Consider the following 16,547-nt stretch of genomic DNA (forward strand, 5'->3'; position numbering starts at 1 on the left):
TAGCCATATTTGATACCTAAGGTACGAAAACCAGACCCTCCTTTAAAATACTCCCGGATGATCGATGACTTATTAATTGTCTTTTTCATTTGGTGACTTTTTTGTCAACCTATTTCAGGACAAGTCACCCTGTTCCATTTTTTCCCGAATGGAACAAAATGGAACAGGGTTTTGGCGGTTAAATATTACTTATCCGGCTGAAAATCTAACGAAACCGAATTCATGCAAAACCTTTTATAGGTTGGCGCGGGGCCGTCATCAAATATATGCCCCAGGTGCGATTCGCAACGTGCGCAGATCACTTCGGTACGCTGCATGCCGATAGAGTTATCTACCTTATATATCACACTGTTCTTCCTAACAGGTTCATAAAAACTTGGCCAGCCGCAATCACTCGCAAACTTAGCGTCAGACCGGAACAGCTTATTGCCGCAAACCGCGCAATAGTAAGTACCCTTAGCGCTTTTGTTCCAAAACTGGCCGGTAAAAGGGCGCTCGGTGGCCTGCTCACGCGCAGTAGCATACAAAGCCGGCGGCAGTATTTTTTTCCATTCGGCATTGCTTACCTTAACGGGGCGCGTATCGGTGTTAGAGTAGTATGGGTTATTCTGGTGCCCCTTATCGCTTTTGGGGTTTTGTGCAAAGGTGCAGGTAAAACACAGCAGCAGCAGGGCTGCAATATATATAGCTCTCATTGGTTATTGATCTTTTAGTTTGTTTTTAAACACTTTTCTAAACTTATCCAGTTCGGGCTGTATCACATATTTACAATACGGGTTGCTGCCTTTGTTCTGGTTAAAATAATCCTGGTGGTAATCCTCGGCCTTGTAAAAGGCCTTGTACGGGGTTACCTGGGTAACAATTTTGCTTTTGTAAGCTTTAGCAGCGTTTAATTTGCTTATGTAATAATCGGCCTTTTGCTTTTGGGCGGCGTTATGGTAAAATATAGCCGACCGGTACTGCGTGCCCACATCATTGCCCTGGCGGTTTAGCTGGGTAGGATCATGCGCTACAAAAAAAGCTTGCAGCAATTCGTCGTAAGTGATCTGGGCCGGGTCGTAAATAATGTTACAGGCTTCGGCGTGGCCGGTGGTGCCGGTGCAAACCTCTTTGTAGGTTGGGTTGGCAACTGTGCCCCCGCTAAAACCCGAAACTACTTTTTTAACGCCTTTAAGTTGTTGAAACTTTGCTTCGGTACACCAAAAGCAACCGGTGGCAAAGGTTGCGGTATCTAATTTGGCTTTGGTATTACTAACAGCCATGTTGGCTGTACCCGCAAAAGCCGTAAAGCAGGTAATTAGTAATAGTACTATTTGAAACGTTATTTTTTTCATATAAATTTTAGGTGCAGGCTGTTTACGCCCGCAAGTATACAAACGTAAAAAACAGGCGTGTGTATTTTATGTAACAAAATGTGATACGAGGTTGACAAAACAAGTACCAGCCCTATACCGTTATATAAAATGTACACACCTTATAGTAACCTGATGCTGTAAAGCTAACCTCACACACTTTGTAGATAGCCGGTCATTTTCCTTACAAGGAAAATTAGTAGGACTATGTATTTAGTTCGCGATTAATACTTTTGTAGTTGGCGGGCAGTGCGGTGAGAGAGAAAAACGAAGTTCACAGAGGTTTTTCACGCGAATACGCGAAAGAGAAATAAATTTATCGCGTCTTTGCCTGAGTTATTAAACTACTTCGCTATTCAAGCGTTCACGCTGCCGGGCTATCGCGAGAGTGGACGTTCACATCATTTATTATCTAAACATGGGTGCTTGATGGGCGGCGAAGTTATGTACATGACGGCACATAAGACATTTTGCCAATGTTTCTACCAACGTTTACCTCGGATGGGATTTTCTCTTAAATAATGGTATTGTAAACTAAATTTTGTTGGGTTTGGATAAAGTATTATAGATAATATATTATTTTTATATCATTAAAAACATTTACCTATCACAATGAAAAACCTTTACTCTAAAAGCAGTAACCTCCGCTTTAAAATTATGCCTGATCTTGTTAATTTCTTTTACAGCTTTAATTTATAGCTGTAAAAAGGATGAAACAACAAAACTGCACACCACAGAAGCAATTACTAACCAGCCCGAAAAAATTGACCCCGCTGAAATTGTAAGTTGGATTCAAAACCTGCCATTTAAGTTGCCAACAGACCCGGCATGGGCCCAGGCATCACAGGCAACTATTAATAATGAATTTGTAGTTAAAGTACCCGTTGGTGTTGATGCGGCATTGTTTTTTGTTAAAAAGAACGGCGTATTACAAGCTTATACTTACAAGTGGTTGTACGAAAAAACTGATAGCACGGGGTTTAACGGTAAGCTGGATATTTTTAATTTTCAGACTAACCGGCTCGATCGTTTGATATATAAAAATGGCGATAATATAAAAACTGTAACCCTTGATAATGCAACACCTGCACAAACGCCTGTTGTTCAAACAAATCAAAAGACAAACAGTATAGATATTGGCCGGACTATTGCAAAAATTTGGTGCTGGTTAACCGGGGGTACATGGTACGATATTTGGAATTATGGGTTCAACTGCGTTTATCCGGATGCCGGACCCGATTATGGAAACGAAACTTCAGCTGGTGATTATTATTCTGGGATTTTCGGTAATGGAGGCATACCACCCGTAGTGGGTGGCGGCGGAGGCGGCTCAAGCAGCGGCGGTGGTGGCGATTGGGTGCCTGCCCCTGGCACAGGTGATTGCGGCCCAAAAGTTGCCGTTGTAGGTAGCGGCAAATTACGTGTGCAGTTATTGCCACCCGGCGGCGGATGCCCTCCTGGTGGGGGTGATGGCACTTATCAGCCATACCCTATACCAACACCAACCCCGCAAACAGGCGACCACTATGACGCCACGTTTGTAAAAAGCTTAGCCATAGTAAAAATAACCTCCATTATTAATGAAACAGAAGCTCAGTATCAAATCCAGCTGGGATTAACCGATTTGGAAAAAGCACAGTTTGCCGCAAAGTTTTTTGATGTTTATAGAACCGATTTTAATACAAATTTTGCAAGCTTACAGATAAACGTTGATGAGGGCGACGACCCACCGTTTATAGCCTGGTTGAGGAGTAAACTCCGGAAGATGCTTGGCATTGATGCGCCAAACAATGCCGTGGAATCACAACAAATAAATAATGAACTGAGTACCTGGGGTACAATAGGGCAAAGGGTACAACAGTTGCGGATAGAATGGAATGGGAATGGAATATTATTAAAACCAAACTTAGATGAACCGATAGTCGACGATAACTTAGTATTTACTGATCCGACCGCATCTACTGTATATCAGGAGTATCAAAATCAACAAGCTTGGCCAACAATTGATAGAATTATCCCCTTTGAAAAATTCGTAACTATGCGGTTTAAACCTGATGGAGATCCTGTAAGTTGTTTAATTTTGGCTCGTGAACAATTAGCAAAGGCGGGTTATACCTGTTCAGGCTATTTGCCTGGTTCACAAACGTTTCAGGTTTATTCGGAAGTTACTGGAGTTAATCAATCAAAAACCCGGCAGGCTATAACTTATTTAATAAATTCACTTTCTGCCAATACTCCAGTTATTGTTGGTATAGACCGTAAACCAGGTTCCATTAATTATGATGGCGCGACAGATCATTTTATTGTAATAAACGGAATGGGTACTGATGCAAAAGGGAAATATTTTCAGTTTATTGATAACTCAACAAGTGACCGGATAGCAGGCGCCAGTTATGCTAACAGATTATATTATAATTCGACTACTGGGAAAATTACCGGATCAACACAATCACCTTATGGGCATTATCCGGGATCGCATGACTATATTGTATCACAAGTTAGGAAAAGCATTAAATTATAGAATAATGAAAAAAACAACATCAATAATTTTTTCACTTATATTTTTTTATTCATTGGCTTTTGCCCAAAAAACAAAAAATCAGATTGAAGAAGCTCAAGTAAAGCAAACCTGCATTAGTTTTTTGAAGTGGTATAAAAGAAACAGCGATAATTTAAAAACATCCCCGGTAATAAAAGGTTTTAATCCTGATACTATTAAAAAGGATAGTATATTGAAAGTGGATATGAATGCCGTTGAAATTTACTTGTCGAATTTTAAAGCTGGGGGGTATGTTTCGGCTGTTTTTTTAAATCACTTGAGGTCTATTTACAAAAGCGTATCAGATACTTTAACAATTCATCAGGTTAAAGATTATTTTGGCCCAATTCCATCACTTGAGTCTGATATTGTCTTAGGTTTTGGGAAAGAAGAAATTTTAGATAATATCAAAAAAGCAAAAATTAAGCACTTTCTACGTATTTATAATAAGGCATTAATATCCTTAAGATTATCATATACCACAGAGATAGTTTTTACACTTACAAGGGAAAAAAAACATTGGGAAATAGATTACATTGGTTTTAATGGTGATAATAAATATAATATAGGCAGTCAATAATTATTAAAAAAGTCTTCCTCCAATACCAAAATTTTATTCCTGTATACCCCTATCATCAAAAATCAGTTGCAACGCTTTCTAATAATACCCTAGTTATTATTGTTAGATAGCAAAGCGGATTCCATTAGTTTATCGCCTTGCATGGCGGTAACCGTTTTTTTCAATTCAAGTAAAAAAACATGAAAAAAATATTTCTTTTCGCATTGGTATTAAATGTATATTTATGTGATGCCCAACCGCAAGAACCAAATAAGGATATAAAGAATACCATAATTAACTTTTTAAAGTGGCATAAGGCTGGTGGAGAAGAAAAATTAGGTGAAAGGTATTTTGTTCCTCGATATGATGGGAAAGATAGCGTGAAAACCTATTTTGATCGTGATAGCTTAGAAACATATTTTAATAATTTTAGAAATAGTGGTTTTATTTCGGAATTATATATTGGGCAGTTAAAAGAATATTTTAGGTATTATGAAAAATTCATTGGAAAAGAACCTAAAAAAGGAGAATTAATCAAAATAGATGGATTAGATAAAGACATCGTACTCAATACTTTTGAACCGGAGGAAATATTAGAAAATTTAAGAAAATTTAAAATCACTAAAATTCTAATTATATACAATAAGGCTCTTGTTGGTATAAACTTTAAGAAAAATGTTGATATGATTTTTCAATTGACTAAAGTCAAAGACAAGTGGTTGATAGATTATGTATGGCCTGATAACACAAGCATAAATAGTTTTTTTAGGTACTAAATAACATAACTACGGGATAAACCCCTACTGGTCGAAGCTTGTAGCTTCGACCCAAAACATACAAAGCTTTCAGCATGTGTGGCTGCTGAGATTGACCTCATTTAAGTCTCCGCGCAAACGCCTGAATGAGCGTTAGGGGCGGTTATTTTCTTCATATAAATTTTAGGTGCAGGCCTGTTTACACCCGCAAGTATACAAACGTAAAAAACAGGCGTGTGTATTTTGTATAATTAAATGTGATACGAGGTTGACAAAACAATTACCATCACTATACCGTTACATAAAATGTACACACCTTATATTAACCTAATGCTGTAAAGCTAACCTCATACGCTTTGTAGGCCATGAGTCATTTTCCTTACAAAAAAAGTTTATTTTATAAGTAAAAGTGTATCAATTATTTATTTATACCATTTAATGAATAATTAACGGTATATTTGTCACTATTTAAATCAATATAATGCAACAAGGAACAGTAAAATTTTTTAATGAAGAAAAGGGTTTTGGATTCATTACCCCAAGTAACGGTGGCAAAGAAGTATTTGTACACTCAACAGGTTTAGTTGATCGCATCCGCGAAAACGATACTGTAGAATACGAAGTTGAAGAAGGCAAAAAAGGCCCGAACGCGGTAAAAGTTAAAATAGCTTAACACACTATAATAAATGATCGTGAAGCATTCTCCCTAAACCGGAGAATGCTTTTTATTTTTTTCGAGGGCCATTAAAAACGCCCGTTCCCCGCTCTTTTAAAGTTTAATATATTATTTAATCGCAGGCACCCGGTGCCGCATTAGCCCTATTAAATGAGACAACTTAAGATAAGTCAATCCATTACCAACCGCGAAACCCAATCGCTTGATAAATACTTAACAGAGATCGGTAAAGTAGACCTCATTACAGCACAGGAAGAAGTTATCCTGGCACAAAAAATTCGTGAAGGCGACCAGGCCGCTTTAGAGCGCCTTACCAAAGCAAACTTACGTTTTGTGGTATCTGTAGCAAAACAATACCAAAACCAGGGCATCACCCTTGGCGATTTAATTAACGAGGGTAACCTTGGCCTGATCAAAGCCGCCCGCCGTTTTGACGAGACCAAAGGCTTTAAATTTATTTCATATGCCGTTTGGTGGATCCGCCAATCAATCATATCAGCCATATCAGATCAATCGCGTTCGGTACGTTTGCCATTGAACCAGATAGGCACCCTGAGCAAGATCAGGAAAACACAATCATCGCTTGAGCAGGAACTTGAACGCGAAGCTACACCCGAAGAACTGGCCGAATGCCTGGAAACTACGGTGGAGAAAATTGCCGACTCGTTACGTAACTCGGGCCGCCAGGTATCTATCGACGCGCCTTTTCAACAAGGTGAAGAAGGTACATTGCTGGATGTAATGCACAATGATGATCCATCAACTGATAGTGGTTTGATCCATGATTCGTTAGCTACCGAGCTTGGCCGTTCCCTATCTAAATTAGGCGAACGCGACCGCGAAGTGTTGATGTTATTTTACGGCCTGGGCGATAATCATACCCATACCCTAGAAGAAATAGGCGAAAAATTTGTGCTTACCCGCGAGCGTGTACGCCAGATAAAAGACAAAGCCCTGCAACGCATCAAGCAATCATCGCGTAGTGGCGCGCTGCAATCATACTTGTAGTATTTGCTAATCTGCAGAGATATTAAAAAACCGCTTTTAAACAATTTAAAAGCGGTTTTTTTGTGGCCGGGAAATTGCTTAATTATGCATCATCAACACTGTGTAAAATAAGGCGATAAATACATAGTGTACAAGTTACAATAAGTATCTTTACATCGTCATTTATAACGGTGACAAACATAAACTTACAGAAATGAGCGATCTTTCTAACCCTACAGCTTTCACAGGTAACGAACCCGTAACTGCTAAAAAAATTGTGGTTATTGGGGGCGGTTTTGCCGGTGTTAACTTTGCACAAAACGTGGCAAAAAATAAAAACTACCAGGTTACCCTGGTTGATAAAAACAACTTCAATTATTTCCCTCCGCTGCTTTACCAGGTATCAACCAGCTTTTTAGAGCCGTCGAGCATCAGCTACCCTTTCCGCAAACTTTTCCGTAAGGATAATATCCGTTTCCGGATGGGCGAACCTGTAAAGATAGACCCGGTTACCAAAACCATTTATTTAAAAGACGGCGAACTGGATTACGATTACCTTGTATTTGCCAGCGGCGCCAAAACAAACTTTTTTGGCAACGAGAATATAGAGAAGAACGCCATCCCGATGAAAACCATTGACGATGGCCTGCGCATGCGCAACGCCTTATTGCAAACGCTTGAAGAAGCCGCCATTACCAAAGACCCCATTGAACGCAAAAAGCTGCTTACCATTGTTGTAGCCGGCGGCGGGCCAACCGGTGTTGAGGTATCGGGCATGCTGGCCGAGATGAAGAATTACATCTTCCCTAAAGATTACCCAGAACTGATCAACAAACCGGGCGGCATTTACATTGTTGACGGCAGCCCTGCCCTGCTTGGTGCCATGAGCGAGAAAACACACCAGGAAGCCTATAATGTATTAACCAGGCTTGGCGTAAAAGTTAAGCTAAACCTGCACGTTAATGATTATGTTGATGGCAAGATCCTGCTATCAAACGGTGAGGTAATAGAATCAAACACCCTGATATGGGCGGCTGGCATTACAGCCAATACCTTTGATGGTATCCCCGCAACAAGCCTTGGCCCCGGCAAGCGTATGCTTACCGACGAACATAATAAGGTACAGGGATTAGAAAACATCTACTCTATTGGCGATGCCTGTATCCTCACTACAGACCCCTATTACCCGAAAGGGCACCCCCAGATAGCACAGGTTGCCATACAGCAAGGCAAAACGCTGGCCAATAACTTTATAGCTATGGCCAAAGGCCAGCCTTTAAAACCTTTTATATACTTTGACAAGGGCGATATGGCCATTATAGGCCGCAACAAGGCGGTGGTTGACTTGTTTAAACACAAGGTGCACTTCCGTGGCATCATCGCTTTATTTATGTGGCTGTTTATCCACCTTATATCATTGGTGAACTATCGTAACAAACTGCGTACTTTATATAACTGGGCCGTGGCTTATATCAGTCGCGATCAGTCGTTTAGGATGATATTTAAGTCGGGCGTGTAATAGATCACGGCTAAAGCTTTCAACTTTAGTAACAAATCAATAATTCATGGGCGATTATTATTGTGTTGTAAGCTGAAAACCTACCTTGTGCTACACCACGAGATACGCTAATCTCGCGGCAGCGACGAAACTGAAAATTTACAACAAATGCAGGTGGACTTTATTAGAAAACATAAACCGAGTTTATGGACAAATGACACGAAAAAAAGAAGCCCGAACTGCTAACAAGGGTTTGCCAAAAGGCGGGCTGAAGTGCAAAGCTCACCTTTTTTCCATTAATTCGGCTTAGGAACACAACTCAACTGCTACTATTTACCGACTGAACGCAAAAGCCCCGAAACGTTATCTGTAACCTAATTAACCGCAAGCAACAAAAATGAAGTCAGTAATTATTAAACCAAGAAATGAAATATTGAAAAGTTACATTCAATATTTTTTGTTTTTCAAAAAGACCGACTACAATTCTTTAAACTACATAACATTTCCAAATAATAATCTTTGTCTTGCTATTTATAAAGATAACAATGTAGATTACAACAAGGTATCAAGCCAAAATAGTTGTAGAATAACCCAAGGAAGTAAAAGCTTTACAAGCCGATTTTATGGATTTCACAAAGAACCTTTCAACGTTGACATCAATTCTCATCTTGATCAGATCTGTATTCTTTTCTATCCTTCTGCATTAAGAGTTTTCACTCATGAATCCTACAATGAATTAATGAGTTCAGATAATGTATTTGATATTTTCATAACAAAAGATGATTCTATATTAGAGCAGATATTTGAAGAGAATGATATTTCTGAAAGAGCCAATAAACTTGAATATTTACTTTTGAGCAACTTAAATTATGAAGTACCCCAAAAAGTAACAGAGGCTTTGTACCTTATTTCAAAATACAAGGATGATAATTTTACAGTTGAGATGTTGGCTCAAAAACTTGAAGTAAGTATGCCTACATTATTTCGGTTATTCCAAAATCATATTGGGCAAAGTTCTAAATCTTATTTAAAAACCGTACGGTTTCGAAACGTCCTGAACCAAATTCTTAATACACAAAATACACTCACAAACATCGCCCATTCAAACCAATACTTTGATCAGGCACATTTTATAAACGATTTCAAATCATTATCCGGCTATTCTCCACGACAATTTTTTCAGAACGTATCGGTACTGCAAAATGATTTATCGTGGATTTACAACAAAAAACAGGTGTGAATGATTTTTACAATTTTTAAACTCACACAATAACTTCCTTTGCTAAAATTTATATTAAAATGAAAGTAAAGTATTATTTATTGTTTGCTGTATTATTGTTTACTAATCAACTCTTCGCTCAAACCAAATGTAATTGCGAGGAGGCGCTACAAAATATTATCAAAAAAATTGAAGTCGAATACCCTGGTTTCGAAGAAAAAACAAGAGACAAGGAACTATATAATAACCTAAAAAAACAGCTATTGTCAGAATCGAAAAGTGTAAGCGACTCAACGTGTATAAGTATATTGGAGCGTTATACCGGCATTTTCAAGGACCACCATATTTGGATTCTTCCAAAAGATACGGTACAGATAGTAAAAAATAAAAATGAAGCAATTCGAAACCCAATATTCGATATAAACATTCCAAGATTTATACGGAATGCCTCAAAATTAAAAGAAGGAATTGAAGGAGTATGGAAAAGCGAGCATTATGAAATTGGATTAAAAAAATTAGCCAACGATGACTATGTTGGCTTTATTATAAAAGCTGACCCCAAATATTGGAAGCAAAACGAAGTGAAGTTCCGCTTGTTTAAAAGCGGAAAATATGAGTATTACTCACAAGATCACTCCGTTCAACGCGGATCCTACAAAATAAACGATAATAGTCTTTTGTATTTCAGCGACCTCAGGTTAGCTTTTGTCAGAGAACTACCTGCATCAACTTTAAATGAAGCGCAGATAGATGAACAGATCAATGAAATGAACGGATTCTATTTTAAACGTCTTACTGCAAAAACTTCAATATTGAAATTGCAAAACTTTAGCAGTGTTTTTGTTGAAACGATTGAAAAATTAATTGAAAAGAATCAGGATTTATTAGAAAACAGCGAAAACTTAATTATTGATCTAAGAGATAATGGCGGGGGAACTGGTAATGCGTATCAAAAACTTTTGCCATATATTTTAACGAATCCTTCGAGACGGATGATTGGTGTTGAACATTTATCTACTCAAACCACAATTACAGCTTATGAACAATGGCTCCAAACTTTAAAAACAGATAGCATCAAGAATAAAGATGATATTGAAAAAGCTCAAAGGTACGTTGCTAAGTTAAAATCAAACTTTGGCAAGTTTGTGAATTTGGCTGGGGACAGTGTTATTATCAACACCATAAAACTAGCACCCAAAAGTCCCCGACAAATTGCTATACTCACCAATGGAAATGTGGGGAGTGCGGCAGAAGACTTAACTCTCTCTGCAAAGCAAAGTAAAAAAGTGAAAATTTTAGGCGTCCCAACAGAAGGTGTTCTCGATTATGCCGATGCAAGATTTTTTGAATTTGGATGCAGTAATTATCAATTGTTATTACCAACATACCGATCGTTAAGACTTCCCGATTTTCCTATTGACAATATAGGCTTACAGCCTGATATTTATATAGATAGATCTGTAAAGGATTGGGTAAAATTTACTGTCGATTATTTAGAACAGTAAAAAACATCTCTTAACGGTTTTTGATCCATTCGGTATAAAAACTCATCTGCTGTACTACACTACCCCACGGAATACACCACGCTAATCTCGCGGCAGCAGCTATTTAAATCGATAGTGTAATAGAATTGCAATAATGAAACGATCGTTTCATTATTTTTTGATTTGATTTGGAACGAACGTTTCAAAACATTTACATTTGCTTCATCAAATCACAAAAACAAAAAATTTAAAATTCATAACAATGAAAACTCTAACAAACAAAGTAGCCGTAGTTACAGGTGGTAACAGCGGTATTGGTTACGCAACAGCAAAAGAATTAGCTGATAAAGGCGCAAACGTTATCATCACCGGCCGTAATAAAGATGCAGTAGCCAAAGCAGCTGATGAGCTTGGTGTTATCGGTATCGTATCAGACCAGGGACAATTGGGCCAGATAGACGAATTGGTTGCCCATGTTAAAGCCCAATTTGGTAAAGTTGATATCCTGTTCCTTAATGCAGGCGTAGCCAATTTTAGCCCGGTTGAAAGTGCCACCGAAGCACATTTTGACAGCATAATAGACCTGAACCTGAAAGGCGTTTACTTTACCGTTCAAAAATTCATCCCTATTTTAAATGATGGTGCATCTATTGTGTTCAACACATCTGTAAATGCAACATTAGGTATGCCAAACAGCAGTGTTTACGCGGCCAGCAAGGCAGCAATTCTCTCTTTGAACAGGGTACTGGCTGTTGAGCTTGCACCACGCAGCATCCGTGTAAACGCGGTATCGCCCGGCCCGGTTGCTACTCCGCTTTACGGCAAAATTGGTTTAACCGAAGAAGAAGTGAATGGCTTTGGAACAATATTAGGCGAACGCATTTTATTAAAACGCTTTGCTAAACCCGAAGAAATTGCCAACGTGGTAAGGTTCCTGGCTTCTGATGACGCATCGTTTATAACCGGTACCGAACTTGTTGTTGACGGCGGCTTAACCGTTAATGCGGTTACTTATTAATTGGCCCGACAGCCCTGTTTTTTATACCAATTTGGAACGCTTGTTTCAAATTGGTAATTTTGTTTACTATTAATTTATAACGCTATGCCACGTAAAAAGGATTTTGATGAAGATGAATTGCTGGAAAAAGCGGTGAATTTGTTCTGGAAGAAAGGGTACCATGCCACATCAGCGCAGGACCTTGTTGACGGCCTGGGCATCAACCGGTCGAGCCTGTATAATACCTATACCGATAAGCGTACATTGTTTACCAAATCGCTTAAAATGTATCAGCAGCAGCGTACCGGGCTTATGCTTAATACGCTTCAACAATCACAGGATATTGGTGAAACCATCAAACAGATCTTTAACAATATTATAGATGAAGACATGGCTGATACCATGCAAAAAGGTTGTTTTATGGTGAATACCGCGGTTGAGCTCTCAGGCCAGGACCAGGAAATAAACAACATAGTAAGTGCAAACAACCAAAGTGTAGAAGATGCGCTTGTAGCCGCCATTGAAAAAGGACGGCAAAACGGCCAGGTTTTAAACCCGCTGACATCACGCGCTATAGCACAATTTATTTTTGCTACTATCAGCGCTTTAAGGGTAACAGCCCGTTCGGGCGCAGGCAGGCAGGTAATGCAAAATATTGCCGATGTAGCATTGTACTCCCTAAAGTAGTGCCCTCGCGGCCTACTTTAGGGCTATACAATGTTCAAACAATAAACTAAGCACTAACTACACCTATCCTTTTTAATAACTTCCTGTTTTCTCGCCTGTGTATCAAACGATAAACGATGGAATAAATAACAGGTAATATTAAGAGGGTAAGAATAGTAGAAGTTATTAACCCGCCTATAACCACAATGGCTAAAGGCTTTTGGGTTTCGCTGCCTATACCGGTTGATAATGCGGCAGGCATAAGGCCAATAGCGGCCATCAGGGCGGTCATCACCACCGGGCGCACGCGCGAGATCACACCTTCAAGTATGGCCTCGTTAAGCGGCATGTGCTCTTCCAGGTTCTTTCGGAACACGGAGATCAATATCACACCGTTTTGGATACAAACCCCAAACAGGGCTATAAAACCAATACCGGCAGATATACTGAAGTTGGTATGTGTTATATGCAGGGCCAGTATCCCCCCTATCAGGGCGAACGGCACGTTCATAATTACCAGTATAGCATCTTTTGCGTTGCCAAAGGTTATATACAGTATCAGGAAGATAACCAGTAAACATATAGGCACTACACGTGCAAGGGTGTTTGATGCACGTATCTGGTTTTCAAATTCACCATTCCAGGTAAATGAATACCCCTGGTCAAGTTTTACAGCCTTGCCAACTTTGTCCTGCGCCTCGGCAATGGTGCTGCCCAAATCGCGGCCGCGCACAGAGAATTTAACCGCTATATAGCGCATATTATTATCCCTGTATATAAATGCAGGGCCGGTTTGCGATGTGATGGTCGAGATCTCTTTGATAGATATTTTTGAACCATTCATGGTAGGTACCATCAGGTTCTTTATTTTTTCTTCGGTATCGCGGTATTGTTTCTGGTAACGTATGCGGATGTCGAACTTACGCTCGCCCTCATATAACTGGCTGGCAGCTTTACCACCTATGGCCATTTCAATAACTGAGTTTGCATCGGCAGTAGATACGCCATAAACCGCCATTTTACGCTGATCCAGCTCTATCCTGAATTCGGGCTGGCCCAGGTTACGCAGCACACCAAGATCTTCAACCCCTTTTATATTTTTAAGGGTAGCCATTACCTGGTCGGCCTTGGTATCGAGCGTTTTAAAATCGGGCCCGAATATTTTTACCGCCATAGACGCCGGCACCCCGGCCACAGCCTCGGCAACGTTATCAATAATAGGCTGCGAGTAATTGAATATAATGCCGGGGAACTGGCTTAACTTTTTATCCATTTCGGCAATCAGTTCTTCCTGGGTTATACTGCGCTTCCATTGTTTTTTTGGCAACAGGTCTACCTGTATCTGCACGTTGAAAAAGCCTTTAGGGTCGGTACCGTCATTTGTGCGCCCCACCTGCGACAGCGTTTGTTTCACTTCGGGGAAGGTAGCAAGCACCTGCCGCATTTTATTGGTAACATTAACTGAGTTTTCAAGCGATGTGCTCATGGGCAATTGTGCTGTAACCCAAAGCGCGCCTTCATTTAGCTGGGGTAAAAACTCGGTACCCAAAAACTTAGCCGATAAAAAGGTTAATACCATGAAAGATACTGATACAATAAGGCTTAACTTTTGGTTACGATAAGTGTAGTTAAACATCCGGCGTATGCCGTTCTCAAAAAACAATACAACCGGGTTGTGCTTTTCCCTTACATTTTTCCTTAGCAGGATGCTTGACAAGGCAGGCACCAAAGTAAGTGTAAATATTAATGCGCCTAATAAAGCAAAGCCTAATGTGTAAGCCAGTGGCGAAAACATTTTCCCTTCTACCTTTTGAAAGGCAAAAATGGGTATCAAACAGGTAATGATGATCAACTTGGAGAAGAAGATAGCTTTACCCATCTCGGCACCAACATTTTTAAACAAGCCAAGCTTGGCTATCTTGTTGAATTTCTCCATGCCCAGTTCTTTGGCACGATGGTCGAGCGCTACAAAGATGCCCTCTACCATCACCACGGCACCATCTATGATGATCCCAAAATCTACCGCCCCCATCGATAGCAGGTTGGCTGTCATCCCTTTTATACGCATGCATATAAACGCAAACAACAGGGCCAGCGGGATAACCAGGGCTACGGTTAATGTAGTACGCCAGTCGGCCATAAACAAAAACACAATAACGGTAACCAGTACTATACCCTCTAACAGGTTATGAATAACCGTTTCGGTACAAAAATCCATTAGGGTGGTACGGTCATAAAACGTATCAATTTTTACGTCTTTGGGTAAGATATTGGCATTTAAATCTTCTACCTTACTGCGGATACGCGTTAATACATCGGCAGGGTTTTCGCCTTTACGCATCACCACAATGCCTTCAATAACATCGTTATGCTTATCGCGCCCCACCTGGCCTAAACGTGGCAGGCCGCTTTCTTTAATATCGGCAACATTGCGTGCCAGTATAGGTACGTTATTAACGTTCTTAATAATAATGTTCTCTATCTCGCTGATGTTATTGATCAGCCCTATACCACGCACTACAAACGCCTGGTCGTTTTTTTCAATCACATCACCACCTACGTTTATGTTACTGCGGTTTATGGCGTTATATACATCAAGCGATGTTAAGCCATACTTTTGTAACAGCGATGGGTTTACGCTTACTTCATACGTTTTTTCTTCGCCGCCAAAGCTGTTTACATCAGCAACGCCGGGCACTGCCTTAAACTGGCGATCAAGTATCCAATCCTGTATAGCAGTAAGTTCATGCAGCGATTTTGTTTTACTGCGCAGTGTATAGCGGTAAATTTCGCCGGTAGGGCCATATGGCGGCTCTACCTCGGGTTTTATACCATCTGGCAGGTCAGCGTTGCCAAGGCGGCTTAGTACCTGCTGCCGGGCAAAGGCATCATCTACATCATCATCAAAAATTATGCGGATATATGACAACCCAAATGATGAAGTAGTACGCAGGTTAACCTTTTTCTGTACGGAGTTAAGCACGGTTTCCATAGGTATGGTAACCATTTTTTCCACTTCTTCGGCACTGCGGCCGGGCCATTGCGCTATAATTATAATTTGCGTATTGGTAACGTCCGGGAACGTCTCTATAGGGGTATTCAAGTAGCTCCAGACGCCCAATACAGCCAGCACCGCAGTCAGAAAGAATACCATCGCCCGGTGCCGGAGCGAGAAGTATATGATATTTTTAATTAGCTTGTTCATTGTTTTGTTATGAGATAATAATGCTTAAAAAAATGTGTACAATTCACAGGCTTATTCCTGTATCAAAGCATTATAAAGTAAAAGCTGGTTTTTAGATATTACCTTATCGCCGGCTTTTAAGCCCGATGATATATAGGTGATATCATCAACAGATTTTATCATAGTTACGGCACGTACCTGTAAATCGCATTTACTGTTATAAACCACTACAAAATATTTGCTGTTATCAAATATCACCGACGACGCAGGTATGGCTATTGAGGTTTGCATATCTTTATTAGATACAAGCACATTGGTGAACATTTCGGGTTTTAGCAGCATATCTTTATTATCTAAAGCAATACGTACTTTCATCACTTTATTATCCGGGTCAAGAACCGAGCTTATCTCATCTATTTTGCCGTCAAAAACCTTATCGGGATAGGCCAGTGTTGATATTTTGGCATCATAGCCTTTTTTCACCTTCGCAATATCCGATTCAAAAACGTTTGCCCAGATCCATACATCCTTCATATCAGATATGGTGAATAAGCTGTTGCTGTTATCAGGCCTGATGAAGTTACCTGCCGAGATGTTCTTCTCAACAATATAACCGCTGCCCGGCGCTTTA

The 16,547-nt window shown here is 39.9% G+C and carries 14 protein-coding genes; 10 read left to right on the top strand and 4 right to left on the bottom strand.

Features of this window, described 5'->3' with window-relative positions:
* Nucleotides 1-185: 185 nt before the first annotated feature.
* On the bottom strand, nucleotides 186-695 hold the full coding sequence (gene msrB / locus WC615_RS15860) for a peptide-methionine (R)-S-oxide reductase MsrB (protein ID WP_372979054.1): 510 nt from the start codon (nucleotides 693-695) through the stop codon (nucleotides 186-188).
* A gap of 3 nt (nucleotides 696-698) precedes the next feature.
* Complete coding sequence (gene msrA, locus WC615_RS15865) at nucleotides 699-1,334, bottom strand: peptide-methionine (S)-S-oxide reductase MsrA (protein ID WP_372979055.1); 636 nt, start codon at nucleotides 1,332-1,334, stop codon at nucleotides 699-701.
* 685 nt (nucleotides 1,335-2,019) lie between these two features.
* On the opposite strand from msrA, the gene WC615_RS15870 reads away from it, so the two are divergent.
* The 10 genes from WC615_RS15870 to WC615_RS15915 all read left to right on the top strand — a co-directional run bounded on the left by WC615_RS15870 (nucleotide 2,020) and on the right by WC615_RS15915 (nucleotide 12,753).
* Nucleotides 2,020-3,873: a hypothetical protein gene (locus WC615_RS15870; protein WP_372979056.1), complete on the top strand. Its 1,854-nt coding sequence runs from the start codon at nucleotides 2,020-2,022 to the stop codon at nucleotides 3,871-3,873.
* A gap of 4 nt (nucleotides 3,874-3,877) precedes the next feature.
* A complete protein-coding gene (locus WC615_RS15875) occupies nucleotides 3,878-4,471 on the top strand; it encodes a hypothetical protein (RefSeq protein ID WP_372979057.1) in 594 nt (197 codons plus the stop codon).
* Between the two features lie 179 nt (nucleotides 4,472-4,650).
* Complete coding sequence (locus WC615_RS15880) at nucleotides 4,651-5,226, top strand: hypothetical protein (protein ID WP_372979058.1); 576 nt, start codon at nucleotides 4,651-4,653, stop codon at nucleotides 5,224-5,226.
* A 460-nt stretch (nucleotides 5,227-5,686) separates the two neighbouring features.
* Nucleotides 5,687-5,878 (top strand): cold-shock protein, encoded by a 192-nt coding sequence (locus WC615_RS15885; protein ID WP_067057627.1) that lies wholly within the window; start codon nucleotides 5,687-5,689, stop codon nucleotides 5,876-5,878.
* Between the two features lie 153 nt (nucleotides 5,879-6,031).
* On the top strand, nucleotides 6,032-6,889 hold the full coding sequence (locus WC615_RS15890) for an RNA polymerase sigma factor RpoD/SigA (RefSeq protein WP_067057630.1): 858 nt from the start codon (nucleotides 6,032-6,034) through the stop codon (nucleotides 6,887-6,889).
* Nucleotides 6,890-7,082: 193 nt separating this feature from the next.
* Nucleotides 7,083-8,387, top strand: a complete 1,305-nt coding sequence (locus tag WC615_RS15895; protein WP_372979059.1) for an NAD(P)/FAD-dependent oxidoreductase — start codon at nucleotides 7,083-7,085, stop codon at nucleotides 8,385-8,387.
* 376 nt (nucleotides 8,388-8,763) lie between these two features.
* Nucleotides 8,764-9,606 (top strand): helix-turn-helix domain-containing protein, encoded by an 843-nt coding sequence (locus WC615_RS15900; protein WP_372979060.1) that lies wholly within the window; start codon nucleotides 8,764-8,766, stop codon nucleotides 9,604-9,606.
* A 59-nt stretch (nucleotides 9,607-9,665) separates the two neighbouring features.
* The gene (locus WC615_RS15905; protein WP_372979061.1) at nucleotides 9,666-11,090 is read left to right on the top strand and encodes a S41 family peptidase; all 1,425 of its coding nucleotides are present in this window, start codon (nucleotides 9,666-9,668) and stop codon (nucleotides 11,088-11,090) included.
* A gap of 241 nt (nucleotides 11,091-11,331) precedes the next feature.
* A complete protein-coding gene (locus WC615_RS15910; RefSeq protein ID WP_372979062.1) occupies nucleotides 11,332-12,087 on the top strand; it encodes an SDR family oxidoreductase in 756 nt (251 codons plus the stop codon).
* 84 nt (nucleotides 12,088-12,171) lie between these two features.
* On the top strand, nucleotides 12,172-12,753 hold the full coding sequence (locus WC615_RS15915) for a TetR/AcrR family transcriptional regulator (RefSeq protein WP_372979063.1): 582 nt from the start codon (nucleotides 12,172-12,174) through the stop codon (nucleotides 12,751-12,753).
* A gap of 46 nt (nucleotides 12,754-12,799) precedes the next feature.
* Here the strand turns inward: WC615_RS15915 and WC615_RS15920 are convergent, their stop codons facing one another.
* Both WC615_RS15920 and WC615_RS15925 read right to left on the bottom strand, forming a co-directional pair.
* On the bottom strand, nucleotides 12,800-15,937 hold the full coding sequence (locus WC615_RS15920; RefSeq protein ID WP_372979065.1) for an efflux RND transporter permease subunit: 3,138 nt from the start codon (nucleotides 15,935-15,937) through the stop codon (nucleotides 12,800-12,802).
* A gap of 51 nt (nucleotides 15,938-15,988) precedes the next feature.
* Nucleotides 15,989-16,547, bottom strand: a 559-nt coding sequence (locus WC615_RS15925; protein WP_372979066.1) for an efflux RND transporter periplasmic adaptor subunit, incomplete at its 5' end; no start/stop codon positions are given.

Origin of the sequence: Mucilaginibacter sp., assembly GCF_041663085.1 — a bacterium.
Classification (GTDB): Bacteria; Bacteroidota; Bacteroidia; order Sphingobacteriales; family Sphingobacteriaceae; genus Mucilaginibacter.